The organism is Tateyamaria sp. GN1-10, assembly GCF_055693845.1.
Genome location: NZ_JBVFUR010000004.1, coordinates 2,273,353 through 2,299,305 on the forward strand (window position 1 = coordinate 2,273,353; position 25,953 = coordinate 2,299,305).

At 58.4% G+C, this 25,953-nt stretch carries 24 protein-coding genes and 2 pseudogenes; 13 read left to right on the top strand and 13 right to left on the bottom strand.

From position 1 onward, the window contains the following. Positions 1 to 125: 125 nt before the first annotated feature. Positions 126 to 2,535, bottom strand: a pseudogene (locus ACZ1HN_RS13115) (GcvT family protein). A gap of 164 nt (positions 2,536 to 2,699) precedes the next feature. Here ACZ1HN_RS13115 and ACZ1HN_RS13120 point away from each other — a divergent pair. From ACZ1HN_RS13120 to ACZ1HN_RS13130, 3 genes are all read left to right on the top strand, one after another. Beyond that, a complete protein-coding gene (locus ACZ1HN_RS13120; RefSeq protein WP_472727825.1) occupies positions 2,700 to 4,007 on the top strand; it encodes an NAD(P)/FAD-dependent oxidoreductase in 1,308 nt (435 codons plus the stop codon). Then, the gene (locus ACZ1HN_RS13125; RefSeq protein WP_472729321.1) at positions 3,892 to 5,229 is read left to right on the top strand and encodes a glycine cleavage T C-terminal barrel domain-containing protein; all 1,338 of its coding nucleotides are present in this window, start codon (positions 3,892 to 3,894) and stop codon (positions 5,227 to 5,229) included. The genes ACZ1HN_RS13120 and ACZ1HN_RS13125 overlap by 116 nt, the downstream gene beginning before the upstream one ends. A 370-nt stretch (positions 5,230 to 5,599) precedes the next feature. Beyond that, complete coding sequence (locus ACZ1HN_RS13130) at positions 5,600 to 6,193, top strand: LytTR family DNA-binding domain-containing protein (RefSeq protein WP_472727826.1); 594 nt, start codon at positions 5,600 to 5,602, stop codon at positions 6,191 to 6,193. A gap of 6 nt (positions 6,194 to 6,199) precedes the next feature. Here ACZ1HN_RS13130 and ACZ1HN_RS13135 read toward each other — a convergent pair whose 3' ends face one another. After that, positions 6,200 to 7,510 carry an HlyC/CorC family transporter gene (locus ACZ1HN_RS13135; RefSeq protein WP_299207023.1) on the bottom strand — a complete coding sequence of 437 codons (1,311 nt, stop codon included), beginning with the start codon at positions 7,508 to 7,510 and terminating at the stop codon, positions 6,200 to 6,202. A 31-nt stretch (positions 7,511 to 7,541) separates the two neighbouring features. Here ACZ1HN_RS13135 and ACZ1HN_RS13140 point away from each other — a divergent pair, with 31 nt between their 5' ends. Continuing rightward, positions 7,542 to 8,387, top strand: a complete 846-nt coding sequence (locus ACZ1HN_RS13140; RefSeq protein ID WP_472727827.1) for a metallophosphoesterase family protein — start codon at positions 7,542 to 7,544, stop codon at positions 8,385 to 8,387. Here the strand turns inward: ACZ1HN_RS13140 and ACZ1HN_RS13145 are convergent. The 4 genes from ACZ1HN_RS13145 to ACZ1HN_RS13160 all read right to left on the bottom strand — a co-directional run bounded on the left by ACZ1HN_RS13145 (position 8,327) and on the right by ACZ1HN_RS13160 (position 10,962). Further along, positions 8,327 to 9,289 carry a site-specific tyrosine recombinase XerD gene (locus tag ACZ1HN_RS13145; protein WP_472727828.1) on the bottom strand — a complete coding sequence of 321 codons (963 nt, stop codon included), beginning with the start codon at positions 9,287 to 9,289 and terminating at the stop codon, positions 8,327 to 8,329. The two genes, ACZ1HN_RS13140 and ACZ1HN_RS13145, sit on opposite strands and share 61 nt — an antisense overlap. Beyond that, positions 9,286 to 10,134: a hypothetical protein gene (locus ACZ1HN_RS13150; protein ID WP_472727829.1), complete on the bottom strand. Its 849-nt coding sequence runs from the start codon at positions 10,132 to 10,134 to the stop codon at positions 9,286 to 9,288. The genes ACZ1HN_RS13145 and ACZ1HN_RS13150 overlap by 4 nt, the downstream gene beginning before the upstream one ends. Positions 10,135 to 10,262: 128 nt before the next feature. After that, on the bottom strand, positions 10,263 to 10,823 hold the full coding sequence (locus tag ACZ1HN_RS13155) for a hypothetical protein (protein WP_472727830.1): 561 nt from the start codon (positions 10,821 to 10,823) through the stop codon (positions 10,263 to 10,265). Continuing rightward, complete coding sequence (locus tag ACZ1HN_RS13160; protein ID WP_189368471.1) at positions 10,813 to 10,962, bottom strand: hypothetical protein; 150 nt, start codon at positions 10,960 to 10,962, stop codon at positions 10,813 to 10,815. The genes ACZ1HN_RS13155 and ACZ1HN_RS13160 overlap by 11 nt, the downstream gene beginning before the upstream one ends. 93 nt (positions 10,963 to 11,055) lie before the next feature. Between ACZ1HN_RS13160 and ACZ1HN_RS13165 the strand changes: the two genes are divergently transcribed. The 3 genes from ACZ1HN_RS13165 to ACZ1HN_RS13175 are packed head-to-tail and all read left to right on the top strand — an operon-like array spanning position 11,056 to position 13,369. Beyond that, positions 11,056 to 11,643, top strand: a complete 588-nt coding sequence (locus tag ACZ1HN_RS13165; protein ID WP_472727831.1) for a shikimate kinase — start codon at positions 11,056 to 11,058, stop codon at positions 11,641 to 11,643. Beyond that, positions 11,636 to 12,748, top strand: a complete 1,113-nt coding sequence (gene aroB / locus ACZ1HN_RS13170) for a 3-dehydroquinate synthase (protein WP_472727832.1) — start codon at positions 11,636 to 11,638, stop codon at positions 12,746 to 12,748. The genes ACZ1HN_RS13165 and aroB overlap by 8 nt, the downstream gene beginning before the upstream one ends. A 24-nt stretch (positions 12,749 to 12,772) precedes the next feature. Continuing rightward, the gene (locus ACZ1HN_RS13175; RefSeq protein WP_472727833.1) at positions 12,773 to 13,369 is read left to right on the top strand and encodes a pyridoxamine 5'-phosphate oxidase family protein; all 597 of its coding nucleotides are present in this window, start codon (positions 12,773 to 12,775) and stop codon (positions 13,367 to 13,369) included. A 66-nt stretch (positions 13,370 to 13,435) separates the two neighbouring features. Here the strand turns inward: ACZ1HN_RS13175 and ssb are convergent, their stop codons facing one another. Further along, positions 13,436 to 13,942 carry a single-stranded DNA-binding protein gene (gene ssb, locus ACZ1HN_RS13180; protein WP_472727834.1) on the bottom strand — a complete coding sequence of 169 codons (507 nt, stop codon included), beginning with the start codon at positions 13,940 to 13,942 and terminating at the stop codon, positions 13,436 to 13,438. A gap of 173 nt (positions 13,943 to 14,115) precedes the next feature. Between ssb and ACZ1HN_RS13185 the strand changes: the two genes are divergently transcribed. Together ACZ1HN_RS13185 and ACZ1HN_RS13190 are read left to right on the top strand one after the other, a co-directional pair. Next, a complete protein-coding gene (locus tag ACZ1HN_RS13185) occupies positions 14,116 to 14,703 on the top strand; it encodes a lytic transglycosylase domain-containing protein (protein ID WP_472727835.1) in 588 nt (195 codons plus the stop codon). Positions 14,704 to 14,816: 113 nt separating this feature from the next. Then, on the top strand, positions 14,817 to 15,302 hold the full coding sequence (locus tag ACZ1HN_RS13190) for a hypothetical protein (RefSeq protein ID WP_472727836.1): 486 nt from the start codon (positions 14,817 to 14,819) through the stop codon (positions 15,300 to 15,302). Here ACZ1HN_RS13190 and ACZ1HN_RS13195 read toward each other — a convergent pair. The 5 genes and pseudogenes from ACZ1HN_RS13195 to miaA all read right to left on the bottom strand — a co-directional run bounded on the left by ACZ1HN_RS13195 (position 15,303) and on the right by miaA (position 22,116). Further along, positions 15,303 to 17,389, bottom strand: a pseudogene (locus ACZ1HN_RS13195) (dipeptide ABC transporter ATP-binding protein). A gap of 111 nt (positions 17,390 to 17,500) precedes the next feature. After that, positions 17,501 to 18,952, bottom strand: coding sequence for an ABC transporter permease (locus tag ACZ1HN_RS13200; protein ID WP_472727837.1), 1,452 nt, complete (start codon positions 18,950 to 18,952; stop codon positions 17,501 to 17,503). Between the two features lie 12 nt (positions 18,953 to 18,964). After that, positions 18,965 to 20,011, bottom strand: a complete 1,047-nt coding sequence (locus ACZ1HN_RS13205) for an ABC transporter permease (protein WP_472727838.1) — start codon at positions 20,009 to 20,011, stop codon at positions 18,965 to 18,967. 353 nt (positions 20,012 to 20,364) lie between these two features. Then, positions 20,365 to 21,162 carry a helix-turn-helix domain-containing protein gene (locus tag ACZ1HN_RS13210; RefSeq protein ID WP_472727839.1) on the bottom strand — a complete coding sequence of 266 codons (798 nt, stop codon included), beginning with the start codon at positions 21,160 to 21,162 and terminating at the stop codon, positions 20,365 to 20,367. Between the two features lie 72 nt (positions 21,163 to 21,234). Further along, positions 21,235 to 22,116, bottom strand: a complete 882-nt coding sequence (gene miaA, locus ACZ1HN_RS13215; protein ID WP_472727840.1) for a tRNA (adenosine(37)-N6)-dimethylallyltransferase MiaA — start codon at positions 22,114 to 22,116, stop codon at positions 21,235 to 21,237. Positions 22,117 to 22,188: 72 nt separating this feature from the next. Here miaA and pyrH point away from each other — a divergent pair, with 72 nt between their 5' ends. Then, positions 22,189 to 22,920 (top strand): UMP kinase, encoded by a 732-nt coding sequence (gene pyrH, locus ACZ1HN_RS13220; protein ID WP_299206990.1) that lies wholly within the window; start codon positions 22,189 to 22,191, stop codon positions 22,918 to 22,920. A gap of 24 nt (positions 22,921 to 22,944) precedes the next feature. Here pyrH and ACZ1HN_RS13225 read toward each other — a convergent pair whose 3' ends face one another. Further along, positions 22,945 to 23,550, bottom strand: a complete 606-nt coding sequence (locus ACZ1HN_RS13225; RefSeq protein ID WP_472727841.1) for a hypothetical protein — start codon at positions 23,548 to 23,550, stop codon at positions 22,945 to 22,947. A gap of 223 nt (positions 23,551 to 23,773) precedes the next feature. On the opposite strand from ACZ1HN_RS13225, the gene frr reads away from it, so the two are divergent. From frr to ACZ1HN_RS13240, 3 genes are all read left to right on the top strand, one after another. Beyond that, complete coding sequence (gene frr, locus ACZ1HN_RS13230) at positions 23,774 to 24,337, top strand: ribosome recycling factor (protein WP_472727842.1); 564 nt, start codon at positions 23,774 to 23,776, stop codon at positions 24,335 to 24,337. Between the two features lie 86 nt (positions 24,338 to 24,423). After that, positions 24,424 to 25,170, top strand: a complete 747-nt coding sequence (gene uppS / locus ACZ1HN_RS13235) for a polyprenyl diphosphate synthase (RefSeq protein WP_299206983.1) — start codon at positions 24,424 to 24,426, stop codon at positions 25,168 to 25,170. Between the two features lie 29 nt (positions 25,171 to 25,199). After that, a complete protein-coding gene (locus ACZ1HN_RS13240) occupies positions 25,200 to 25,952 on the top strand; it encodes a phosphatidate cytidylyltransferase (protein ID WP_472727843.1) in 753 nt (250 codons plus the stop codon). Position 25,953: the final 1 nt, after the last annotated feature.

Below are 25,953 nucleotides of genomic sequence, written 5' to 3' on the forward strand. Positions count from 1 at the left end.
TGAACCCTAGGGCTGTCAAACATCTGTCGCAACACAGCCGCGCCTGCGCGCGACGACATTATGAGGGGGGCTAGCCCCCCGGCTGCGCCTCCCCCAGGATTTTCCTGAAACAGGGAAGCAAGGGATCAGCCGCGCATGCGGGCGCCGTCAGCGTCAAAGAGTGGTGTTTTGGTCATTGTCGCCCTGCGCATTTTGCCGAGGATTTCGATCTCTACGTCCTGGCCTTCTTTCACATACTGTGGCGGAAGGAACCCCAGCGCGATGGATGCGTTCATGTGATGCGAGAAGCCGCCGGAGGTGCAGAAACCGACAACGGACCCGTCCAGCCATATGGGTTCATATCCATGGGCGTCGGCATCATCCGCATCAACGATGAAGGAACAGAGCTGGCGCGCGGGGCCCTTTGCGCGTTCGGTTTCTGCCGCGGCGCGGCCGATAAAATCCGCGTTCTTTGTCCACGAGATGAAGCGGTCCAGTCCGGTTTCGGCGGCTGTGTAGTCGGGTGAGTATTCCGACAGCCAGGAGCCGAAGAACTTGTCGAGGCGCAGAGACATCATGGCCCGCATGCCAAACGGCGCCATGTCGCGGGCCTGTCCGGCATCCCACAATGTCCACCACAATTGGCGTTGGGCCATGGGATCGCAGTAGATTTCGTAGCCCAGATCGCCGGTGTAGCTGACCCGCTGCACGATGCAGTCGGTCATGCCGACGGTGAGGGGCCGGATGTCGAGGAAGTTCATATCCGCGATATCCGAGCGCGTGCAGGCCTGTAGCACATCGCGTGCCCTTGGTCCGGCCATTTGGAAGCCGTTCCTTTTATCACTTATGTTTTCGATGCTTACGCCTTCTTCCTCATGTAACTGAAAGTGACGCATATGCACCGCTTGTGCGCCGTAGCTGGCGGTAAGCTGGAACTCTGTCTCGCTCAGGCAGGACATCGTGAAGTCACCGATCAGTTTGCCCTTGGGGCTGAGCATGGGTGTCAGTGAGACACGGCCTGGCTGTGGCACGCGGCCTGCCATGATGCGGTCGAGCCATGCGCGCGCCCTTGGACCCGTGATGAGGTACTTGCCGAAATTGTGGACTTCGTTGATGCCGACGCCGTTTCGGACTGCTGCCACTTCGCGCGCAGTGGCAGCGAATGCATCGGAGCGGTGGAAACTTGGGGTCTCGTGGGCGGGCTCATCGCCCCGCGCAAAGTAGTTGGGCACTTCCAGCCCGTATTGTTGGCCCCAGACGGCGCCCATATCGGTGAAGATGTTGTACATGGGCGTTGTGCGGTTGGGACGGGCGGCGGGCAGTTCTTCGTTCGGGTAGGCAACACTGAACCGTTTTTGGTAGTTTTCGATGACCTTGGGGCGTGTGTAGCCGGGACTGATCCAGTCGCCGAAGCGGGCCACGTCCATGGCGGTCACGTCGCGTTCGCATTCCCCCTCGATCATCCATTGCGCCAGCATCAGGCCGACACCGCCGCCTTGGCTAAACCCCGCCATGACACCGCAGGCGGACCAGTAGTTGCGCATACCGGGAACAGGGCCGACCAGCGGGTTGCCGTCCGGCGCAAAGGTGAACGGGCCATGAATGACCGATTTGATCCCAGCGGTTTCGAGGACAGGGAAGCGTTTGTAGGCAAAGGCGATGCTGTCTTCGATCTTGTCGAAATCGTCGGGGAGGAGTTCGTGGCCGAAGCTCCATGGTGTGCCATCAACGGCCCAGGGTCGGCAGGGCTGTTCGTAGAACCCGATGCAGAGGCCGCGGCCCTCTTGTCGGAGATAGCTTTCGCCTGCGGGGTCCATGACATGGGGGTGTTCTTGGCCCCGTTCGTAGATGTCGGCGATGTCGTCAGTGACGATGTACTGGTGTTCCATTGGGTGCAGGGGCAGGTAGACGCCTGCCATCGCGCTCACCTCGCGCGCCCAAAGGCCACCGGCGTTGACCACGTGTTCGGCATGGATGGTGCCCTTGTCCGTGACTACATCCCATGTGCCGTCAGGACGTTGGTTGGTGTCCCGCACCATGGTGTTGGTGTGAATGGTGGCGCCGCCCATGCGCGCGGCCTTGGCATAGGCGTGCGTGGTGCCGGAAGGATCGAGGTGCCCGTCGAGCGGGTCGTAGAGCGCACCGATGATGCCCTCGGTGTTGGTGATCGGGGCGATTTTGGCGATCTCTTCGGGACCGACGATTTCAGTTTCCAGCCCCATGAGCCGGTGCTTGGCCCGTTCAGCGAGCAGCATGTCGAACCGGTCCTGGTTGTCGGCCAACGTGATCCCGCCCACATGATGCAGCCCGCAGGACATCCCCGTGATCTCTTCCAGCTCTTTATAGAGACGGATCGTGTAGCCTTGCAGCGCGGCCATGTTGGTGTCGCCGTTCAGCGTGTGAAACCCGCCCGCCGCATGCCACGTGCTGCCAGAGGTCAGTTCGGACCGTTCCAGCAGCATGACGTCGGACCAGCCAAGTTCTCGTCAGGTGATAAAGGACAGAGGCGCCGACGACGCCACCGCCGATGACGGCGACACGAGTTGTGGTCTGCATGGGCTTTCCCTTGATTGATGCGCCGATAGAGCCCAATGGATGCGCTGGAGGAAAGCGCGAATGCGACGGGTCATGTCGCTCAAGGCATCCTGCGGGTGTTTTGATGCGCTGGCACGCGCCTGATATGCCAACAGCAACATCCCGATTGTTCCGGGAGCCGGAGAATGGGCAATCCGCCCGCGTTATTCCGCGAGCGACGCGGCATGTCGCGCCGGGGCAATCAACGGGCCGCACCCGGACGCAGGGTGAACGTCAGCGAAACAGTGGCAAAGGCACCCCCCATGCGTACCCATGCACAGGCCGTCGTGATTGGCGGTGGCGTCATTGGCTGTTCCATCCTGTATCATTTGACGAAACTGGGGTGGACCGATGTTGTCCTGTTGGAACGGGATGAGTTGACCAGTGGGTCGACCTGGCATGCGGCCGCCAACATTCACGGGCTGCATGACAGCACCAACATCAGCCGCATCCAGCACTATACCATGGGCCTGTACAAGGAGTTGGAGCAGGAAACCGGGCAGGGCTGCGGGGTGTTTCAGCCGGGGTCGTTGTACCTGGCCCAGACCGAAGCACGTGACCATCAGCTGCGACTGCAAGCGGCGAAGGCCAAGCTGTACGGGATGAACTTCCACGAGGTCAGTCGAGACGAGGCGGAGCGGTTGCATCCGCTGGTGGACTTCAACGGTGTGCGTTGCATCATGTGGGAGCCGGATGGAGGGAATGTCGATCCATCTGGTGTCACCAATGCTTATGCGACCGGTGCGCGCCAGAACGGGGCGGAGATTATCCGGTTTTGCCCGGTCACCGGGACAGAGCAGCAAGCGGATGGCACTTGGATTGTCCGGACAGAGCAGGGCGATATTGCAACGCCGTGGGTTGTGAATGTTGCCGGACTGTGGGGACGTGAGGTGGCTGCACTGGCTGGGGTTGACCTGCCTTTGCAACCGACAGAGCATCAGTATTTCGTGACGGACACCATCGCAGAGGTGGCGGCGATGGACCGCCGTTTGCCCTCTGTCGCGGATCGGGATGGCGAATATTACCTGCGCCAAGAGGGGCAGGGCCTGCTTGTGGGCGCCTACGAAAAGGACGTGCGGTTCTGGGCGGAGGACGGCACGCCGCAGGGTTTTGGCCATGAATTGTTTGCGGATGATCTTGAGCGTATCGAAGATAACATGATGCGCGCCATTGAGCGGGTGCCGGTCATGGGGACCGCCGGGATCAAACGGGTGATCAATGGCCCGATGATCTGGTCACCGGATCTCGAATGTTTTGTTTGGCCCGGTGCCGGAACTGACCGGTTACTTTTGTTGCAACGGTATCATTCCGGGCTTCTCGCAATCCGGGGGTATGGGGCTGTTGGCGGCAGAGTGGATTGTCGAGGGGGAAACCAAGTACGACATGTTTGCCTGGGATATGGCCCGGTTCGGCCAGTGGGCGGGCAAAGCATTCACGAAGGCGCGTGTCGGTGACCAATATGCGCATCGGTTCAAGATCCATTTTCCCGGGGAAGAGCGTGAGGCCGGTCGGCCCGTGCGTACCCGTCCCGTTTACGAGATGCAGCGCGACATGAAGGCCAAGATGGGCCTGAATTACGGATGGGAGCATCCGTTGTACTTCGGTGATGTGGAGGATACCGCCGGATTTACGCGTCAGCCCTGGTGGGATGTGGTCGGGGCCGAAGCCCGCATGCTGCGCGACCGGGCCGGGATCATCGATATCTCGAATTTCGCCAAATATGTGTGCAACGGCCCGGACGCAGAGGACTGGCTGAACGCGGTCTTTGCCAACCGGATGCCGAAAGCTGTTGGACGTTCCTGTCTGACGCCGTTGATCGGAAAACGCGGTGGAATTGCCGGGGACTTCACTGTGACCCGACTGGCAGAGGAAGAGTTTTGGATCATCGGTTCTGGCATGGCCGAGCGCTATCACCAGCGCTTTTTCAAAGAGATACCTCTGCCCCTTGGAACCACCTTTGAAAGCTGTACAGACGCAATGTGTGGGTTCAATGTGGCCGGACCAGACAGCCGCGCGCTGTTGCAGCGCTTGACCAACACGTCCTTGGGCACTGATGCGTTTCCGTTCATGCGGTCGCAGTGGATTGAGGTTGCGGGGGTCAAAACCCTGGCTCTGCGTGTTTCTTTCACAGGAGATCTGGGCTGGGAATTGCATTGCCGCGCCGAAGATCAAATACGGCTATACACTGCATTGATCGATGCGGGCGCGGATATGGGTGTTGGCCCCGTTGGCAGTCGCGCTTTGACGAGCCTTCGGATTGAGAAAGGGTACGGATCCTGGGGCCGGGAATACAGTCCGGAATACTGGCCGCAAGAAGTTGGCTTGGACAGTTTGGTGAAAATGGACAAGGATTTCCTGAACAAGGCTGCTGTCGAGAAAACCATCGCTGAACCTTCACGCGAACCGCTGGTGCTATTGCATCTGGATGAGGCGAACGTGCGTGCATCCGGTGCTGACGCCACGGGCGGAGAGCCCATTTTTCGAGACGGTGTTGGAATTGGCAGGGTCACGTCGGGTGCGTATGGTTACAGCGTCGGAATGAGCCTCGCGCTGGGGTTCGTTAGTGGGGCAAAGCCGGGGGATTTGGTTGACGTTATGGTTCTTGGGAGGAGCCATAGGGCAAAGATACTTGAAAAACCTCCGTTCGACCCGGATGGTACTCGCCTGAGATCATGATGTGCACGGTGTAGACGAAAGGAAACACCAATCGATACAAACCTGTAACTGACACCGAATTGCCTGCCGTCTACACCCAATAGACCTTTGCAACGCATTTACTCTAATTAGCGTCACATGGTAGGCAGCGCTCATGTTGGGGAAGGTTTTCAACCACGAAGTGCAGGTTTTTGTCTCGAATGGCGACCAAACGCACTTCACGATACGCGAAATGCACGAGCTGTATACGTCTTGGCAGATGTGGCTTCTGGTGCTCGTCGGCTTCTTCATCATGGCAACCGGCCATCCTGTGACTTTGCCGCAGTTTGAAAGCTTCGGGCTACGATTGGCGTTCTGGTTTGTAGCGCTTTTTTTGTACCTGTTCTTGTCCATGTTCTATGCGCTGGCCACCTGCCGCATCTGGCGGTCGACCTTTGGCGGCCCGATTCCCTTGATTATTCTCTCATCTCCATTGGTGCTGGCTTCCACTTACCTTACGGCCGGCGGACTGACGATCTTGTTTGAACCTGGCAAGCCTGCATTTGGTTCCATGACGTGGCAGATGAATTTGAGGAACGTGTTCGTTGCTCATGTCTTCGAAACTGTGGCCTTGCTTTGGCTGTTACCAGCGCAGCGTGCACGCAAGGCAATCAAGAGTGCGGGTCGCGATATCACTTTGGCAGGCCGCAAAGTGGGGCTGACACAAATTTCGCGCGTCAAGGCGGCTGAGCACCATCTGGAAATTTACATGTCGGGCAAGGTCGAGATTATCCGAGAACGTATGGCGACATTCCTCGACCAGGTCAGCCCGGAAGATGGAATCCAAACGCACCGGTCACATTGGGTTGCTCGCCAGACTGCGCGATCCTTGTCCGGTTCGAAATTGACCCTGACCGATGGTCAGGAAATCCCCGTTGCCCGCGGTCGTCTCGATGATGTGCGCGCGTGGGTCAACACGCACAGCGATACCAAAGAGCTTTTGTAAGACACGCTAGTCGAGTGTCTGAATTCTCAACGCAGTGATCCGGTTTCCTTCGCGCGCTGTCACTTCGAACCGGAAACCATGGAAGCTGAAGACCTGACCGATTGTAGGGATTGTCTGGGCCTCGTGAATCACCAACCCCGCAACGGTGTTTGCTTCGTCATCTGGCAGGTTCCAATCCGTTGCACGGTTGAGATCGCGGATCGTCATGGCGCCGTCGATGTGGAAATGCCCGTCTTCGCCACGTTGTACGGCATGCTCACCGTCCGGGTCGAACTCATCCGTGATCTCACCAACGATTTCTTCGAGGATGTCCTCAAGCGTGATCAGACCTTGGAGCGAGCCATATTCGTCCACCACCAGCGCAAAGTGGGTACGCATGCGCAGGAATTGTCGCATCTGGTCATCGAGAGTGGTCGTCTCGGGCACGAAGTAGGGCGGCATTGCCACCTGACTGATGTCGAATGATTTAAGCGCCGCTGCGTCCCCTTCGGGTCCGCCAATCACTTGATACATGGCGCGCAAAAGGTCTTTGGCGTGGATCACACCGGTGATGTTTTCCTGCTCTCCGCGATAGACGGGGAGGCGCGTGTGGTTTGATTTCAGACACTGTTCCAGGATGGCCTGCGGATCGTCCTCTGCATCGATCATTTCAATACCAGAGCGATGCAGCATGATTTCTTCGACCACACGGTCACCCAGATCCAGTGCGCCGAGGATGCGGTCACGATCTTCCTTTTCGACAACGCCTTCGGAATGGCCCAGTTGCAGGGCGCCCGCGATCTCCTCGCGCACCGCCATGATGTGGCTGTCAGGATCAATCGTGACCCCAAACACCCGCAGCACGCCGCGCACCAAGAGGCGAACCGCCGAAACGATCGGTGAAAAGACGGTCACCACCAGAGAGATCGGGCGCGAGACAAGCGATGCGGCGGTTTCGGAGTTCGTGATGGCGTAGGTCTTTGGCAGCACCTCTGCGAAAATCAGGACAAGCAGTGTCATGACCAGCGTGGCCAAGGCCACGCCGGATTCGCCGAAGGCCCGCGTGAAGATCGCCGTTGCCAGCGACGTGGCAAGGATGTTGACGAGGTTGTTGCCCAGCAGGACCGAGCCGATCAGCCGTTCGTTGTCTTCGGTGATCTGAAGTGCCCGTTCGGCACCGCGAGATCCTTTGTCGGCCTTGGCCCGCAATTTGCCCCGCGACGCGGCGGTCAGTGCTGTTTCCGAGCCTGAGAAGAAGCCGGACATGACCAGCAAGCCGAGGATCACAGCGCTTGTAATCCAGAACGCCGCGTCGAGCGTCGATGAGGGGTCGTCCATTCGTGATTTATCCTTTGATCTTGGATCGGTTATGGGGGTGACAGACGACGCAATCAAGGGATGCGACAGGATGCGCGTGCAGGATCTGGGTGTGATTGATGATCAGGTGTTGGTCTTTGGGGGGCCGTACTCGAACCTTCAGGCGACTGAGGCGGTTCTGGCCGAGGTCGGGACGCGAGGCGCATATGCCATTTGCACAGGCGACGTAGTTGCCTATTGCGGGCGGCCTGCCGAAACGGTTGCCGCGATCCGCGCTGCGGGATGCGCGGTGGTTGCAGGCAATTGCGAGATACAGTTGGCGGAGGGAGCCGCTGATTGCGGATGCGGGTTTGAAGAGGGAAGCTCATGCGACCTGCTGTCTGTTGGATGGTATCGGTTTGCCGACGGTCAGGTCGGGGCTGAGGATCGCAACTGGATGCGGGCCTTGCCCGACATCATAACCTTTTCACATTGCGGCGCGCGCTATGGGGTCATTCACGGCGGTGTTACGGATGTGGCCCGCTTTTTGTGGTCAACCTCACCCTCAGATGCGTTCGAGGTCGAGTGCCGGGCTTTGGAGGCCATCATTGGTCCACTGGATCATGTGATCGCCGGCCATTCGGGCATTCCGTTTCGGCGTCCGGTTGGCACAGGTGAATGGATCAATGCGGGCGTCGTTGGCATGCCTCCACATGACGGCAGCTGTGATACGGCCTATGCAATGCTGACATCTGGGCAGCTCAGCCTGCATCGTCTGAAATATGATGTGGGCGGTGCTGTCAGAGACATGGAGGCCGCCGGTTTGACGCACGGATATCACGAGGCTCTGCGCTCGGGTCACTGGCCGTCGGAGGATGTGTTGCCCCCTGATTTACGGCTGTCTTTGGCCAGCGGGTGATGATCCAAAACAAGCTGTGTCAGTCGCTCGTCTACCACATGTGTGTAAATCTCGGTTGTGGCGACATCGGCGTGGCCCAACATCGTCTGAATGGCCCGCAGATCAGCGCCGCCTGCCAAAAGATGCGTTGCAAAGGCGTGGCGTAGGGTATGCGGGGTCACTTTGTTTGGATCGACACCCGCGTGCACGGCTAGAGACTTGATCCGGGCGTAGAACCAATGGCGGGTCAGATAACCGGATGCCCCGCGGGAGGGAAAGAGGAAGCGAGATGGCGCGGCGCCCTTGTCTTCCAGTTTTTGTTGTTTGGCGTCGCGCAGCTTGATCCATTCGAACAACGAAAGACGGGCCGAAGACGACAGGGGAACCATCCGTTCCTTGCCGCCCTTGCCCAGGATCAAAAGCATCTGGGGATCGCCACGGGCTGACGACACAGGCAGGCTGACCAGCTCGCTGACCCGCATGCCTGTGGCATAGAGCAGTTCCATCAGGCAGGTGTCCCGCAGCTGGTCATGTTCGCCACGCCCAAAACTGCGGGCCGATGTCAGAAGGCGCTCCACCTCATCTTCGTCCAGCGTTTTGGGCAGACGTTTGTCCTGACCGGGGCTTGCGATCTGGATTGCGGGATTTTCGCTGCGCCATCCTTCTTCGAAGGCAAAGCGATAAAGCTGTTTGATGGCGGACAGACGCCGCGCGCGGGTGGACTTGGCAAGGCCCTGCGCGTCGCAATGGATCAGGTAGGCTTCGATCTGCGCGGTTGTTGCGGTTTCAAATGCGGCATTCTGCTTTGCCAGCCAAGCGCCAACATCCTTGAGGTCGCGACCGTAGGCCAACAGCGTGTTGCGCGCAGCGCCCAGTTCAGCCGCTTGCGCATCCAGAAAGGTCGAGATCCAGCGGTCGCTCATCCTGTTCCTCTCAGCAAAAGAACCTGAAGCGCAGTGCGTCGCGCCACGTCTTCGAGGCCAAGCGCGCGCAAGGTCGCAAGACCGGTGGTCAGTTGCGCCACGTCGCCTGAACTGCCGGCATGGGCCAGTGCAACACTTTGCAGGAGTGCGTTCCCGAGAGCGTCCGACTGCGCCAATTCTACGATCTGAGGGTCTGGTGGTGCATCAGAGAATGCGGTAACGACCGCCCCTTCAATCCCATCTGCGCTGAGACCGGGCGGTATGGCACCCGCCGCGACGGCACTTAACACCGGGCGGCGCATGGCGCGGGCGGGGAATTGTGCGGCGGCCATTTCATAGTTTGGGGACAGCAATAGCACCTCGAATGCCAGATCGGCTGTTGCGCCGCTTAGGACCAATTCGGAAAGTTTTTCGGAGAACAGTCCGGCAAAGACGGTTTGCAAGCCAGCATCACGCATTGCGCGCCATGCGCGGGGAAGCGTCTTGGAGACAGCGGCCGGGCTGCCTGTCGAAAGCGCGGTTTCGAACCGTTGCACGGCGGCGACCCGGTCCCACACGCCGCCCGATGCCGCAGGCCGACGTTGTGTGTAAAGGCCCAGAAGGCGGTTGTCGCCAAGCGCACCGCGTTGCGCCAGACGCTCTGCTGCCTCCAACTGTGCCTTCCAGCCAGAGTTGGGCGACAAGTCAGCGTTGGCGTAGGCAACGGGCCATCCGCGTGTCGGGATTGGCGTGCCAATGGCTTGGAACAGGCGGAAAGCCAGCGGATCCGGTGTAGACGGGACGGGCAGGGGCGGCTCACCTTCGAACAGCTCGGTATCTAGGAATCGCTCCAGCGCGTCTGCCATCGCTGGTTCAATGAGGCCGAGGGCGCGAGATGTGCCTAAAACCAGTACGGCGTCATCCCAATCCCCGGCTCGCGCCGAACAAAAGACATCGTAGACCTTGGCGGGTGAAAGACTTGGGTTTTGCGTGGTTAGAGCGCAAGCACCCCCTCGGTTCCCGCGATCAGCGACAAATCGAGGTAGCGTTTCAGGTGTGCGGAACTGCGGTTCACGGCAGTCTGTTCAAGCAGTGCAAGCGCGGGGTCCAACGCCCCGAACCGCATAAGTGCATCAACCCTTGCCAGATCGAAGGCCGACGCATCGCCACCTGGCGGGTTCGCTTCAGCCAGCAATAAGGTCATGATGAGGGATTGCAGCGCAGGTAATGACGTATCGGGCAGATCTTTGACCGCCTCGGCCAAGTCGGATCCGTTGCTGGCAGACCAAAGCGTATCGGGAAGGCCGGTCACGTTTGAGGGTGCGAGCCCGACGCGCTGTGCCGCCTCATCGCCCAACGGTTGCACGGTGACTTGCGGTACGATGCCGCTGGACGTGACATCGGGTTCAGGTTGAACGGGTTGAGCCGCCTGAACCGCCTCTTGCGTATCAAGCCAGTCGATCACGCTCAGCGGGGCTGTTGCCTGTTCCTGTCCGCTCAGACCGGTGCCAGCGCTGATCAGCACGGCGAGAAGAGGACCAAAACTATTCTGCATCCAATGTGACTGGCACACGTGTTTCATCCTGGGGGGGCGAGAAGTTGGCGCCGAAATACTCGCCCACATAGGCATAACCGACCAGCCCGATGAATCCGATGATCGCTAGAAAGATCAACAGCTTGAATAGACGGATCATGTTTTTGCCTGCCCCAGAATTCTTGTTGGTGGTTCTTTGTTTTGCTCAAAGCATATATGGCCTTTTTCGCAAAATCACGTCATTGACGGCCATATGAGCGAAAATCAGCATAATAACAACTTGGGGGCAGGCTTCCGACTGAACAAGACCGTTGTCATGGTTGGCATGATGGGGGCGGGAAAGACGGCCGTGGGTCGCGCGCTGGCGCAGAGGCTGGGAGTGCGGTTTCTGGACAGCGACGCAGAGATTGAAAGCGCCGCCAACATGACCGTGCCCGAGATATTCGCGCGTGATGGCGAACCTTTCTTTCGGGGCAAGGAAACACAGGTGATTTCCCGTCTTTTGGACGAAGAACGGGGTATTTTATCGACCGGTGGCGGGGCTTTTTTGGCGGAAGAGAACCGGACAAACATCACGGCTCGTGGTGTGTCGGTTTGGTTGAATGCAAGCCTTGATCTGCTGTGGCAACGGGTTCGCCACAAGGACACACGCCCGTTGCTGCGCACACCTGATCCGCGCGCGACCCTTGGCGAGATTTACGATGCACGCGTGCCGCTTTATGCGCTGGCGGATGTGACCGTTGTGTCGCTGCCGAACCTGAGTATCGAGGAAATGGTGGACCGTGTGATTGCCACGTTGCTGGCGGAACGGCCTGATGTGTTGGAGAAGACGGATGCGTGAGACTGTCCATGTGCCTCTGGGCGACCGGGCGTATGATGTGCTGATCGGGCCCGGTTTGTTGGCTGAGGCTGGCAGGCTAATTGCGCCGCTCTTGCCGCGTCCACGTGTTGCCATCGTGACGGAAACGCGGGTCGCGGCGCTGCATCTTGACGCTTTGCGCGCGGGCCTGGCCGATGCGGGGATCGAGGCGGTTGCAATGGAGTTGCCACCCGGTGAGGCCACAAAGGGATGGGCCCATCTCGCTCAGGTCACCGAGTGGTTGCTGGATCAAAAGATTGAGCGTCGCGACGTTGTTGTGGCCCTTGGCGGAGGCGTCATTGGCGACTTGGTGGGCTTTGCCTGTGCCATCCTGCGCCGTGGTGTGCGGTTTGTGCAGGTCCCAACGTCTTTGCTGGCTCAGGTCGACAGTTCGGTCGGGGGCAAAACCGGGATCAACACGGCACAGGGCAAGAACCTTGCAGGCGCCTTTCACCAGCCCAGCCTCGTTCTGGCTGACACAGACGTATTGGCGTCCCTGTCCGCGCGCGATTTCCTTGCGGGATACGGCGAGGTGATGAAATACGGCCTGTTAGGCGATGCCGCGTTCTTTGGATGGCTCGAGGAGAATGCGCCTGCGATGGCGGCAGGTGACATGGAACTGCGTGTGGCGGCCGTGAAACGATCTGTCGAAATGAAGGCTGAAATCGTGACCCGTGACGAGACGGAGCAGGGGGACAGGGCGCTTTTGAACCTCGGCCATACGTTCTGCCACGCGCTAGAGGCTGCTACTGGATACTCGGACCGCTTGCTGCATGGCGAGGGCGTTGCCGTCGGTTGCGGTCTGGCCTTCGAGTTGTCGGCACGATTGGGCCTGTGTTCGCAGGAAGATCCCAGCCGGGTGCGCGCGCATATCAAGGCGATGGGGATGAAGGCAGACATTGCCGACATTCCGGGCGATTTGCCGGATGCGGCTGGTCTGTTGAACCTGATGGGGCAGGACAAGAAGGTTGTGGCGGGTACGCTGAATTTCATCCTGGCCCGCGGCATAGGTCAGGCCTTTGTCACATCGGATGTCCCTGAGGATACTGTGATGTCTGTTTTGAAGGATGCACTGCGGGACAAGTGACCATTTGAAGAGGGAGATTTTAAGATGACACCGGAACGATTGCGGGCACTTTATGGTGAGGTGCATGAACGGGCTGCAGCAAAGGTCATAACATCCTTCGATATGCATTGCCGACAGTTCATCGAACATGCCACTTTTCTCGTGCTTGCCACGTCTGATGGGCAAAACCTCGACATTTCACCCAAAGGGGATCCGGCCGGGTTCGTCACGGTTGAAACGGACACCACCCTGCTGTTGCCTGACCGTCCCGGCAACAACCGTATCGACAGCTTGTTGAACATTCTGGCGCATCCGAAAGTGGCGCTGCTTTTTCTGATCCCGACTGTGGATGAAACCTTGCGCGTGAATGGGACGGCGGAGATCAGTGATGACCCTGCGCTATGTGAACAGTTCCAAGTGAACGGTCGCAGCCCAAAGACGGTTTTGCGGGTCACAGCAGACGAAACCTATACCCATTGCGGCAAGGCCCCGATGCGGGGTGGGTTGTGGAAGCCCGACAGCTGGCCGTCGAACCGCCCGGTTGCGACCCTGCTTGAGATGCTTAGGGATCACACCTCGCTTCCGGACGAAAGAACGGATCAGGATGCAGTCGAGAAATTGTATCGAGACACACTGTACTAAATACAGCGTATGAATAGCAAAGGGCCCGCGTCTTCAACACGGGCCCTTTGTTTTTGACTGAGCTGCTTAGAACGGAATTTCGTCGTCCAGATCGCGGCTTGGGGCCGGGCTGGGTTGGTTGCTGCCACTGCCACCGCCACCGTAGCCGCCGTCACGATCATCATAACCCATCTGGCCACCGCCACCGCCGCCGCCAACGTTACCGCCGCCGCCACCCTCGCCACGGCCGTCCAGCATGGTCAGGGTCGAGGTATAGGGACGCAGCACCACTTCGGTTGAATACCGGTCCTGACCCGACTGGTCCTGCCATTTGCGTGTCTCAAGCTGACCTTCCAGATATACTTTCGAGCCCTTGCGCAAATATTGCTCGGCCACCCGTGCCAGCGGTTCGGAGAAAATCGCAACGGAATGCCATTCCGTGCGCTCCTTGCGTTCACCGGTGTTGCGGTCTTTCCATGTCTCGGACGTTGCGATGCGCAGGTTGCACACCTTGCCGCCGTTCTGGAATGTCCGCACCTCGGGATCACGCCCCAGATTGCCGATCAGAATGACCTTATTCACGGACCCTGCCATGTTCTTCCCCTTTTGTCCCATGCCGGGCTGATTCCGTGCCACGGCCTTGCGTTCTGGCTAGACTACACGTGGTTAATGCAGGGTAAAACCGCGTAAGACTGGCGCGATGGCAAAAAAGCCGTATATTGCGCGTCAAGAAATGGTGGCAGTGTACGATCTGGGGATAGTGAAAGATGAGAGCACTCTGGGCTGGGGCGATTATCGCTGCCTTCATGGTTGAGACTGGAGCGGCGCAGACGCTTTCGACCAAAAGCCGTGGTTCTTTGTTCAAATCTCAAACCAAGGTGTTGGATAGCCGCGCTTCGACGCAGTATTCCAATTCCGTGCGTTTGCAGCCGCCCAAGGTGGTGACCCCAACCAAGTGGGACACTGAGACGAAGAAGTTTCGCGGAAAATACCGCGGCCCGTATCTGAACATGGCCAAGGATGCTGCGCGCCGTCACGGGGTGCCCGAGGACCTGTTCTTGCGCCTTGTACAACAGGAGAGCGGCTGGAATGCGAAAGCCAAATCGCACAAAGGTGCGTACGGCCTTGCGCAATTGATGCCTGCAACCGCGCGCAGTTTGGGCGTGGACAGAAACGATCCAGCCGAAAACCTTGATGGCGGTGCACGCTACCTCATGGCGCAGTACCGCACCTTTGGCAGCTGGCGCCTTGCGTTGGCGGCTTACAACGCGGGGCCGGGGGCTGTGAAGAAATACAACGGCGTGCCGCCATTCCGTGAAACCCGGAACTACGTGAAAGTCATCTGGGGCAGCTGATCCGCTTATTCAGTACTTGTTCCACAAGCGCCCATTGATTGTGCCAATTTTGCCTTAAATACGCCATCCCATGCACGTAACCCGGGAACTGAGCAGTAGCGAGAGGGGCATGCATGAAACCTGGTCAATCCACCTTCGAAGAACGACTGAGCCGTATTAACAGTGGCCAAGCGCGAAACGCCAGTGATGTCGTGTCACCCCGGGCAAAGCTTGTGCACGAGGCGTACAAGGACCGGAGGTTTCACTTTGACATGTTGGTGGCAGGGGCGATTGCGGGTGGCATCGCGGGTCTTCTCTTTGCATCCAATATCGGGTTCCTGTTCATTATCACGCTGGACTACCTGACGCTTTACGGCCTGATCCTCGCCGACTTCAAAATTGCGGGTTACATCGCAGCAGTGGTGATCGCACCGTTTTCATTTCTGGCGACCCTGATCTTTTCACGAACGGCACAGCGGGCGTGGCAGTTCTGGACGGCTTACATGATCAGTGTTTTGGCTGCCAACTACACCGATCTGCGCTATTGGGTCGAAACGGTTGCCATCCCCGCCTTCTGGCAGTTCATGACAAACTACACGGCCGCGTCGGAATATCTCTGATCACTCTGCGGCAACCTTGATGACAGGCTCCATCCGCTCAAGGATGTCTTCTGCCAAGTGACATTTGACCTGATGCCCTTCAGCAAGGAAACGCACCGGCGGCACCTCTTTCTCGCAGAGCCCGCCAGGCACGTCCGACTTCCACCGGCATCGCGTCTGGAACGGGCAGCCCGGTGGCGGGTTCATTGCGGATGGAATGTCACCCTCCAGCACGATGTGCTGCTTCTCCACCGATGTGTCCGCGATTGGTACGGCTGACAACAATGCCTCGGTGTATGGATGGTAGGGCGGGGCAAAGACCTGTTCGGTCGAGCCAAGTTCGACCACATGTCCCAGATACATCACCATAACTCGGTCGCTGAGATAGCGGACGATCGACAGGTCGTGCGAGATGAACAGCAATGTCGTCTTCTGCTCGCGCTGGATTTCCATCAAAAGATCGGTCACAGCGGCCTGAACCGATACGTCGAGCGCTGAAACAGGTTCGTCCGCGACGACAATCTTGGCGTCTCCGGCAAAGGCGCGGGCGATGCCGACGCGTTGTTTCTGTCCCCCGGACAACTGACGCGGCATACGATCCGCAAAGGCGCGTGGCAGTTTCACAAGATCCAACAGCTCCAGCATCCGCTGTTTGCGGTCGGCTTCGTTATTGCCGACCTTGAAAATCTCAAGTGCCCGGATGATCTGACGGCCAACGGTCATTGATGGATTCAATGTGTCAAACGGGTTCTGAAACACCATTTGCACGTCCGCGATCGTTTGCGTGTCTCGGTCCTCGATTGGCACGTCCTGAATGTTTTTGTTGCCGAGTGTGATGGTCCCTTCGGTCGCTGTCTCAAGGCCCATCAACACCTTGGCGAAGGTCGATTTACCGCAACCGGATTCGCCCACGATGGCGAGTGTTTCGGACTCGCGTGCTTCGAAGCTGAGCGTTTCGTTGGCCTTGACCACTTTCTTGTCACCACCCCCAAACAAGGCTGATGCAGCGACCTCGTAGTACTTCTTGAGATTGTCCATCTTAAGAACAACATCGCCAACTTCGCCCTTTTCCTTCTGCTCACCCAGGGTGATCGGCGCATTCCAATCAATCTCTTGAAAGCGAAGGCAGCGGGTTTCGTGGCTTGCATCCTCATTCGCGGCTGCCATTGGGATGGTCGTGTCCTGATTGCACCGACCTTCTTCAAAGTAGTCGCAGCGAGGGCCGAAGTTACAACCCGGTGGACGTTCGTGCGGCAGGGGAAGTTGCCGGGGATAGCAACAAGCGGGCGCGCGTTCTTGTCTGCGCCGGGCAGGGGAATCGAACGGAACAGCGCTTGGGTGTAGGGGTGCTGCATCTCGTCAAACACCTGCTTGATCGATCCGCGTTCAACGGCTTCGCCTGAATACATCACGCAGATCCGGTCGCATGTTTCGAGCACAAGGCCGAGGTTGTGCGAGATGAACAGCATCGAGGTGCCGTATTTCTTGCCCAGGTCCTTGACCAGTTCGACAACCGCAGCTTCTACGGTCACGTCCAAAGCAGTGGTTGGTTCATCAAGGATCAGAAGCGATGGCTCGGACATCAGTGCCATGGCGATCACGATACGCTGCTGCTGCCCGCCAGACAGCTGGTGCGGAAAACTGTTCAATATACGCTTGGGGTCGGGCAGCTTGACGTCTGTGACCACCTGCAGCGCACGCGCGCGGGCGTCTTTTTCCGACATGCCCTGATGGATCATGGGCACTTCCATCAACTGCTTGCCGATCTTCATGGCCGGGTTCAGCGATGCCATTGGTTCCTGATAGATCATGGCAATCTCGGACCCGCGGATGTCGCGCAACTCCTCCGCGCTCATCTCTTGCAGGTCGCGGCCCTTGAACTTGATCGACCCGCCGACGATGCGCCCGTTCTTGCCAAGGTCCTGCATGACCCCGAGGGCGACAGTGGACTTGCCGCACCCGGATTCACCAACGAGACCCACGGCCTCTCCCGGCTTCACAGTCACCGAAAAGTCCATGACCGCCGGAATTTCCCGCAACCGCGTGAAGAAGGAGATGCTCAGCTTGTTGATCTCAAGGATCGGGCCGTCATAGTCCAGTTTTGCCATTCTCATCTCTCCCGTTTGGCCGTGAAGATGTCTTGCCCTTCATCTTGCCAAATAAACTTCGGGGGTGAGGGCCTGCCCGAACGGGCTGGCCCCCGGTCCGCCCGCTTCAACTCAGTCCTTCAAGCTTTCTTCACGCAGCCCATCCGCCAACAGGTTCAATCCCAGAACCATGGTCAGCAGGGACAGGGCAGGTGCGATCGCCGGGTGCGGATAGGCGGACAACAAGCGCCGACCGGCGTTGATCGTTGTGCCCCAATCCGGGCTCTCGCTTTGCAAGCCCAACCCAAAGAAGCCCAAAGTGCCCAGAAGGATCGTGGTGTATCCAATCCGCAGACAGAAATCGACGATCAGGGGCCCGCGCGCGTTGGGCAAAATCTCCCACAGCATGATGTACCAGGGACCCTCACCACGGGTTTGCGCCGCCGCCACGTAGTCCCGCGTCTTGATGTCCATGGCGAGGCCACGGACGATCCGGAAAACGGTGGGTGCGTTCACAAAGACAACCGAGACGAACACGACAAGAATTCCGGGATCAATGTCGAACAGGTCCAGAAACTCCGGCAGCACAGCCACTTTAGTGCCGCCGTCGGAGATTAGCGACAGATATATCCATCCCATGATCCCAAGAACCACAATCAGCAGCGGTGTGCGGAAACTGGGTTGCGTGTAATAGCGCGAGTTCAGAAGCACACCCACAAAGATCAGTGGGAAGACGAACAGGACCGTCGCCATGTAGTTCGGAATGCCCGTCGCTACGATTTCCGGGGTCACCAGCAGGTAGAACAGCAGGATGACCGGGAAGGCGAGGATGAGGTTGGCTAGGAACGACAGCAGCGTATCGAGGCGACCGCCATAGAACCCGGCTGGCAGACCCAAAGTGATGCCAACCATGAAGGCAAAGACCGTGGCGAGCGGGGCGATCTGCACCACGACCCAAGCCCCTTTGAACAGGCGGCTGAACACATCGCGGGCCAGGTTGTCACCGCCCAGAAGATACCAGGCATATTCACCGTCCTCAGTGCTACGCATCGGCGTCCCGGGCACCTTGTTTTTCATACCTGACACCTGACTCAGGCTGTCATGTGTCGTGATCCAATCGAACAGCCCAGCCATCACACCGGCGTAGACCCAGAACATCACAAGCGCAAAGCCGATCATGCCGACAGTGGAGTCAAAGAGTTTGCCGTAGAGACCCAGCTTGCGTTTGAACCTGATCGACACAATGAAGGTCAGGATCAGCGCGATCCAGACCGGCATGAGTTGCTGGCTCATCCCACCAATGATCCCGGCGACCTGCGGGCCGGTAAAAATGCCGATGACGACATATGCCAATACAATCAGGAACAGCCCAAGGCCCAGCCATCGCGTTGCCGTCGAAGAAAAGTCATAGGCTCCTCCGGCAGAACTGAGTGTGCCATCGGGGTTTGTCACCACGCGGGATCCACCGCTGGCAAGGCCCAGTACGATCTGTATGACGATCGCCACCAAGAAGATTGCAGACAGCACATACAGCACCGGGTCCAAAAATTGCCCAAGAGGGCCGGTCCATGTCAAAGGTTCCATGGTTAGCCTCCCTTAAGAAATGCGGATGCGCGGGTTGAGGAACACGTAGCCGATGTCGGAAATCAGCTGGGTGATCAGCACCACCACAACCGACACAACCGACACGGCCAGAAGCAGTTCGATGTCGTTGTTGCCCGCTGCCTGCACCAGCAACCAACCAAAGCCCTTGTAGTTAAAGAGCGTCTCGACAATCACCACGCCATTCAACAGCCATGGGATCTGCAACATGATGACGGTGAAGGGCGCGATGAGCGCATTCCTGAGCGCGTGTTTCAGGACAATATTGCCAAAGCTGACCCCTTTGAGCCGCGCGGTGCGGATGTATTGGGCGGTCATCACCTCGGTCATGCTCGCCCGTGTCATCCGTGCAATGTACCCCATGCCATAAAGCGCGATGGTCAGGACCGGCAGCGTGAAGTTCTCAAAAGTTGCATTCTCAATGGCTTGCGTTGCGGATCCCTTGAACCACTTGAGCCCGAATGCGGATGACGCAAATATGGCGATAAAGATAACGCCCGAGACATATTCAGGCGTGGCCGTCGTCGCGATCGAGAAGGTAGAGAGGGACCGATCCAGACCCGAACCCTCGCGCATACCGGCGAGCACACCGACGATCAGCGACATCGGCACCATGACCAAAAGAACAAATCCCATCAGTTTGCCGGTGGCGCCAAGCCGTATTGCGACCAGACTGCTGACCTCATCCTTGAACACCAGTGAAAAGCCCCAATCGCCCTGCAAAACACCGCAAAACGTGGGCCGCTCTTCTACAGGCGCATTTTCTTTGAAGCACTGCCCGGTGACAGTGCCATCCTCTTTCTCGGTCACCCAACCGGGCGCTACACCCAGCCAGCGCCCGTATTTTATGAATGTATTGTCGATATAACCCCGATCATCCAACCAGCTTGCAACAGCTTCGTCCGTCATGCGGAAGTTGCCTTGGGTCTTGGCCAGTTTCTCAAGGTTTGGATAGAGATTGGTCAGAAAGAACACGATGAACGTCAGGCAAATTGCCGTCAGTAGCATCACGCCCAGCCGTCTGAGTATGAAGAGTCCCATTTAGTGCCCCTGTTGGGTGGCTTTAGGCGGGTGCGTGCCGCCTTTGTTGCTTGCCGGGCGCAATTTGTTTTTGTGATACGCCTCGGGTGCTGCCCTTGCGGGCTAGCCTCGTGATGTGACGGTTTTGTTTACACCTACTTCCCCCGTGTTCGCGTGCCCCATTGATTTGGGCTTGGCGCATGTTCCTCAAAGTGGCTGAGGTGCTGCGATGCGCGTGCGATCATTTTGTTCCCTGACCGCATGAGGCAACAGAAGCGCACACAGGTCAACGGTGCGGTTTCAAAAATCATTACACGTTTGCGACATTTGCCTGTTCTATTTGCGACATCTACCGGCTTACGCAACGTAAAGCGTCAATGAGTTTGCCGCGCTGCCTTTCGCAAAGCGGTTGGTGTTTGTCCGGTGTGCTGTTGCATGAAGCGCGTAAAATATGCGGCGGATCCAAAGCCGAGGTGTCTTGCAATGTCCTGTGCGGGCACGGAGGTTTCTGTAAGGGCAATGCGCGCCGCGTAAAGCGTACGCTCGGTCAGCAAATCTGCCGCAGTCCGTCCTGTGGCGGCTTTGCACGCGCGTGTCAGGTGGGTTGCAGTGACACCCAGTGCGGCAGCATGGTCGGCCATCGTCAATCCGTCGGCGTAGTTTTTGCTGACACGTTCGCAAAACCGCGCATTCAACCGCGCGGCTGCGTTCATCGTGATGGGCAGGTGATCGGGCAGGGCGATCTGTCGCCGCAACCAAACTGACATAAGCGCCATGTGCGCGTCGATTGCATCTTGGGCCAGTGGGCGTGCCTGTGTGACCTCACGATGGGCTGCCTCGAATATGGCTGTCATTTCGCCAATGCTGTCCACGTCTCTCACACGCAACTGCCGTGCGCGGGTCGGCCACCGAATCTCCGTCCCGTCCGGGATCAACGCCACCATCCCGCTGCCCTGCCGACCTAACTCAAGCGCAAACAGCGTGTGTGGAGGTATGGTAAGCGCGTTGTGTGTTCCCACACCGCGTCGGGTGCCGTTGAGCAAGAGCCGCCCTTGGCCGCGGGTGATCCAGATGATGACATGTTGCGGTCGGTCATGCGCAAGCGACACGCGCCAATCTTGACCAGCGGTCAACTGGACCAGCGGCTTTATCTCGATCGGAGGCAGGGACATGTGTGTTTGTCCGTTTTCGACAATATGGCGCGCGGTTTACACTGACATTTGTGCCGCTAAACGCGTAAAACGTCAAATTTTGGCCAGCTCAGATGACGCGATCCAGCGCCAATCCGCCATCCTGGCTCGAAACCAAGTGCGCTGGCGCTTTGCATATTGTCGCGTCGCAATGGTGGCCTGCTCAACAGCCGTGTCGTGGTCCATCTCACCGCGCAGAAGGGCCATCGCTTCCATGACCCCGATGGCCCGGCACGAAGGCAGGGCCGGGTCAAAGCGGTCCTGCATGGCGCGCGCCTCTTCAAGTGCACCGCCACGCAGCATGTCGTCAAACCGGGTCGCAATGCGGGGCGTTAGCCACTCCTTGGGACTGTCCATGACGATCCCGGCATATGTCCCCGCCCGCAACAACGGCGATGCGGTGTTGTCTTGCCAATGGGCAAGCCCGCGACCCGTGGAGGTCAGGACTTCCCAAGCGCGCTGCACACGCGCGCGATTTGCGACATCGATCCGCGCCATGGTGTCTGTATCCAACTCCATAAGCATCGCGGCCATGTCCATCTGGTCCGCATGTTTTCGCAACTCTGGTGGCGTTTCCGGAATATCAGCCAAACCCTGTGTCAGCGCGGTAAAGTAAAGCCCGGTCCCCCCAACAATGATCGGCCTCTCGCCAGACAAGAGAGGCGTTACCTCACGCAACCAGTGGCCAGTGGAATAGGGCGCATCAAAGGGGAGGTGTCCATACAGCCGGTGTGGAGCGCGTGATTCCTCTTCCGCCGAGGGGCGCGCGGTGAGGACCCGCCAGCAGTTATACACTTGGCTTGCATCCGCGTTCACGATGGTACCGCCCTGCGCCTCCGCAATGGCAAGGGCGAGCGCAGATTTCCCCGACGCGGTCGGTCCGGCGATCAGTATTGGAAGCTCGCTTGGCAAAGATGCGATTACATCGCGGATCATGTGGTGTCATCCATTGAAAACCCATCGCATTTAGGACAGGTTGCGCGCAATTTGAAAGAGCGGGGGCGCACCATGACCGAGACAGAGACACCAACCACCTTCAAACGGGTGATGCTAAAGATCTCGGGCGAGGCGCTGATGGGCGATCAGGGCTTCGGGCTCCACCCTCCAACGGTTGAACGCATCGCACAGGAAGTGAAGGCCGTTCACGATATGGGGGTCGAGATTTGCATGGTGATTGGCGGCGGCAACGTGTTCCGCGGTCTACAGGGTTCGGCTCAGGGGATGGAGCGTACAACGGCCGACTACATGGGCATGCTTGCCACCGTGATGAACGCCCTTGCCATGCAGTCCGCGCTTGAGGGGCTGGGCGTTTTTACCCGCGTCATCAGCGCCATCACGATGAACGAGGTTGCAGAACCCTACATTCGCCGCCGCGCAGTGCGCCACCTTGAAAAGAAACGTGTCTGCATCTTTGCCGCCGGGACGGGTAACCCATATTTCACCACTGACACAGCCGCGACCTTGCGCGCCAATGAGATGTCCTGTGAGGCTATATTCATGGGGAAGAACGGTGTGGACGGGGTCTACGATAAGGACCCAGCCAAGCATGATGATGCCAAACGCTATGATGTCGTGACCTATGACGAGGTTCTGGCAAAGCGCCTTGGCGTCATGGACGCATCAGCCATCGCGCTCGCGCGTGACAACAACCTTCCCTTGATCGTCTTCCCGCTGGACACACCCGGCGGGTTCAAGGAGATCCTGGAAGGCAAGGGGACCTTCACACGGGTGCAGGGGTAATCCGCAGTGAAACTTGTTCGCGCGTTACGCTTCACCCGCACCGCGTTTGAGCCGAGCCTTCTGCTTTCGAATGTCGTCTGACAATTCGTGCAAACCTGGCACCAGCCAAACCAGTGTCACCACCGCCGCAATCGTGAGTGAGTAACTGGCGACATTCCAGAACTTCTCGGCCGCTGGCGTGAAACAGAACTGCGCCAGTGGATTGCACGGACGAAATACGTTGAACAACGGAACCAAAAGCGCCGTGGCCCAGATACCAACAGCCTTTGCGATGACCCACTCTGGCGGTTTGGGGCGATGCAGGTCGTCTGACTTTCGTCCACTCGGGACATAGCGTCCTGCATCAATGGATGCGGCCAAACTGGTCAACGTCTCGATATCCGTTTTGGTCGTCAGTTCCGACAACAGCGCTGACGCCCAGGGCGAGAACGCGGCGATGTCCCGCAAGCTGGCCATCGTCATGTCGCCGCGCTTGATCTGATAGACGGGAAGCGTGTTGATGATGTCGATCAAAGGCGCGCCGAACATTTCTGCGGCTTCTTCCAAGATGTCATGCACGTCGTCTGCATCGAGACCAAGGTCGGCAACGTCAGCATTCACATCGATATCCGCCTCAGCGACACCAAGCATGCGGGCGGTTCTTTCGACTATTGCATTTAAACTGTCTGACATCTTCAGATTCCGGATCAAAGCGGATTTCAGATAACCAGAGATTGTGTTTGCAGTTTGACGCTATTGCGCGCCAGAGCGCCAAATTGAGCATAGCTCAAACCCCTCTGGCAATTCGCCCGCCCGTTGCACTATACCCAAATGAAAGACGCCCGAACGGGCCAGGACGAACACGGGGAATACAATGTCTGACGACTTCATGCTCGACACTGATGACCTTGAGCGCCGGATGGATGGTGCCATGGCGAACCTCAGGACCGAATTCGCATCGTTGCGGACGGGCCGAGCCTCGGCTTCGATGCTTGAGCCGGTGATGGTGGATGCGTATGGGTCCCTGACGCCGATCAACCAGGTTGGTACGGTGAATGTACCTGAACCGCGCATGGTGACCGTCAATGTCTGGGACAAAGGTCTGGTCGGAAAAGTGGAAAAGGCCATCCGCGAAAGTGGTCTGGGCATCAATCCCCAGCTGAACGGCACGATCATCATGTTGCCAATCCCCGAACTGAACGAAGAACGCCGCCGTGAGTTGGGCAAGGTTGCTGGCAGCTACGCCGAAAATGCCCGCGTCAGCATCCGCAACGTGCGCCGCGATGGCATGGACCAGATCAAGAAAGCCAAGGGTGACGGGATGTCCGAGGACGACCAGAAGCTTTGGGAAGATGAGGTGCAAGAGATGACGGACAAGTTCATCAAGTCCGTGGACAGCGCACTTGAAACCAAACAAACCGAGATCATGCAGGTTTGAAAACCGGACCTCGGCCATGTGGTCGGGGCAAACGCTCCTTGGGAGTGTTTGGGTCATCAAAGTTGGAGACCCCCGGCTGACGGGATTTGCGCAGACATTCCAAGGACAGCGTTATCACAGACACCGTACATACCGGCCCGCGCCACGTTGCCATTATCATGGACGGCAATGGCCGTTGGGCAACGCAAAGAGGACGGCCGCGCCTGTTTGGCCACCACGCCGGTGCGCGGCGGGTCCGCGAAGTTGTGGAAACCTGCCCCGATATAGGTGTCGAATACCTGACCATTTTCGCGTTCTCGACCGAAAACTGGAAACGGACGCAGGTCGAAGTGGCTGGGCTGATGAGCCTGTTTCGCCGCTACATCTCGAAAGAAGCCCGCGCACTTAGCGAATTTGGGGTACGTGTGCGCTTTATTGGGGATCGTGTGCGTTTGGACGCCAAGCTGATCTCCCTCATGGATGAGTTGGAGACGCTGACATCTGGCAATACAAGCGTGAACTTGACAATTGCCTTGAACTACGGCGGGCGGGATGAGGTTGCGCGCGCGACCAAACGTTTGGCGCAAGACGTTGCTGATGGAAAACTGCGGCCAGAGAGCGTGGACGAGGAAACACTTCCGAAATACCTGGACACTTATGTACTGCCCGATCCTGATCTGGTGATCCGGACCAGTGGCGAGGCCCGCATATCAAACTTCCTTCTCTGGCAATCGGCCTATGCCGAATACGAGTTCATCGATACGCTTTGGCCTGATTTCAGTCGGGAAGAGTTCACGCGTCTTTGTGCGTCATATGGCGGGCGTGAACGCCGGTTCGGTGGGGTGAAGCGGTGACCGAACGGTGGTCAGATCTTGCGGCACGCATGGCGTCCGGTCTGGTCATGGTCCTTGTCGGCATCTGGGGCATCTGGGTTGGCGGTGACGTTTTCCATGTACTGATTGCGTTGATCTGCGGCCTGATGGTGTGGGAGTTGGTCCGCATCATTTCGCCTGATCACCCACCGCTCGCTGTCCAGCTGGGCGCAGTGTCTGGCGTTGCCACGATTCTTGCCGTGTATCTACCGACTGGTTTTGCGCTGCCGCTGCTCTTGGCCCCTTGCATGGTTGGCCTTGGTCAACTGCAGCATAACCGGTCAATCTACATGATCTTTACGCTGCTTGTGTTGATGGCCGGATACGGAATGATGCATGTCCGCGATGATCTCGGCTTTGGCTGGATGGTCTGGCTTGTGGCGGTGGTCGTTGTGACCGATGTCGTCGGCTATTTCGCGGGTCGCTTGATCGGGGGACCGAAATTTTGGCCGCGCGTCAGCCCCAAGAAGACATGGGCTGGCACCGCCTCAGGCTGGGTTGGCGCAGGCATTGTCGGTGCACTCTTCGCGATCAATACGGGCGTCTCGCTGCAATTGATTGGCGTGTCCATTGCCGTGTCCATGGCCAGCCAAATGGGCGATATCGCAGAAAGCGCGATGAAGCGGCGAATGGGCGTCAAGGACAGCTCGTCGCTGATCCCCGGGCATGGCGGCGTGCTGGACCGGTTTGACGGCATGCTGGGTGCTTCGGTATTCTTCCTGATGTTTGCTCAGATTGCGGCTTTCCCTTGGGGGCTTGGTTAAC

Bases quoted from the DNA above. Each gene is read 5' to 3' on its own strand.
- ACZ1HN_RS13120 (WP_472727825.1), top strand. From the start codon at position 2,700: ATGGGCAATCCGCCCGCGTTATTCCGCGAGCGACGCGGCATGTCGCGC.
- frr (WP_472727842.1), top strand. From the start codon at position 23,774: ATGTCTGACGACTTCATGCTCGACACTGATGACCTTGAGCGCCGGATG.
- ACZ1HN_RS13205 (WP_472727838.1), bottom strand. From the start codon at position 20,011: ATGGGACTCTTCATACTCAGACGGCTGGGCGTGATGCTACTGACGGCA.
- ACZ1HN_RS13210 (WP_472727839.1), bottom strand. From the start codon at position 21,162: ATGTCCCTGCCTCCGATCGAGATAAAGCCGCTGGTCCAGTTGACCGCT.
- ACZ1HN_RS13155 (WP_472727830.1), bottom strand. From the start codon at position 10,823: ATGCAGAATAGTTTTGGTCCTCTTCTCGCCGTGCTGATCAGCGCTGGC.
- pyrH (WP_299206990.1), top strand. From the start codon at position 22,189: ATGACCGAGACAGAGACACCAACCACCTTCAAACGGGTGATGCTAAAG.
- ACZ1HN_RS13185 (WP_472727835.1), top strand. From the start codon at position 14,116: ATGAGAGCACTCTGGGCTGGGGCGATTATCGCTGCCTTCATGGTTGAG.
- ACZ1HN_RS13160 (WP_189368471.1), bottom strand. From the start codon at position 10,962: ATGATCCGTCTATTCAAGCTGTTGATCTTTCTAGCGATCATCGGATTC.
- ACZ1HN_RS13135 (WP_299207023.1), bottom strand. From the start codon at position 7,510: ATGGACGACCCCTCATCGACGCTCGACGCGGCGTTCTGGATTACAAGC.
- ACZ1HN_RS13150 (WP_472727829.1), bottom strand. From the start codon at position 10,134: ATGGCAGACGCGCTGGAGCGATTCCTAGATACCGAGCTGTTCGAAGGT.
- ACZ1HN_RS13200 (WP_472727837.1), bottom strand. From the start codon at position 18,952: ATGGAACCTTTGACATGGACCGGCCCTCTTGGGCAATTTTTGGACCCG.
- ACZ1HN_RS13140 (WP_472727827.1), top strand. From the start codon at position 7,542: ATGGGGGTGACAGACGACGCAATCAAGGGATGCGACAGGATGCGCGTG.
- ACZ1HN_RS13130 (WP_472727826.1), top strand. From the start codon at position 5,600: ATGTTCTATGCGCTGGCCACCTGCCGCATCTGGCGGTCGACCTTTGGC.
- ACZ1HN_RS13175 (WP_472727833.1), top strand. From the start codon at position 12,773: ATGACACCGGAACGATTGCGGGCACTTTATGGTGAGGTGCATGAACGG.
- aroB (WP_472727832.1), top strand. From the start codon at position 11,636: ATGCGTGAGACTGTCCATGTGCCTCTGGGCGACCGGGCGTATGATGTG.
- ACZ1HN_RS13240 (WP_472727843.1), top strand. From the start codon at position 25,200: ATGGCGTCCGGTCTGGTCATGGTCCTTGTCGGCATCTGGGGCATCTGG.
- ACZ1HN_RS13225 (WP_472727841.1), bottom strand. From the start codon at position 23,550: ATGCTTGGTGTCGCTGAGGCGGATATCGATGTGAATGCTGACGTTGCC.
- ssb (WP_472727834.1), bottom strand. From the start codon at position 13,942: ATGGCAGGGTCCGTGAATAAGGTCATTCTGATCGGCAATCTGGGGCGT.
- ACZ1HN_RS13190 (WP_472727836.1), top strand. From the start codon at position 14,817: ATGAAACCTGGTCAATCCACCTTCGAAGAACGACTGAGCCGTATTAAC.
- ACZ1HN_RS13165 (WP_472727831.1), top strand. From the start codon at position 11,056: ATGAGCGAAAATCAGCATAATAACAACTTGGGGGCAGGCTTCCGACTG.
- miaA (WP_472727840.1), bottom strand. From the start codon at position 22,116: ATGATCCGCGATGTAATCGCATCTTTGCCAAGCGAGCTTCCAATACTG.
- ACZ1HN_RS13145 (WP_472727828.1), bottom strand. From the start codon at position 9,289: ATGAGCGACCGCTGGATCTCGACCTTTCTGGATGCGCAAGCGGCTGAA.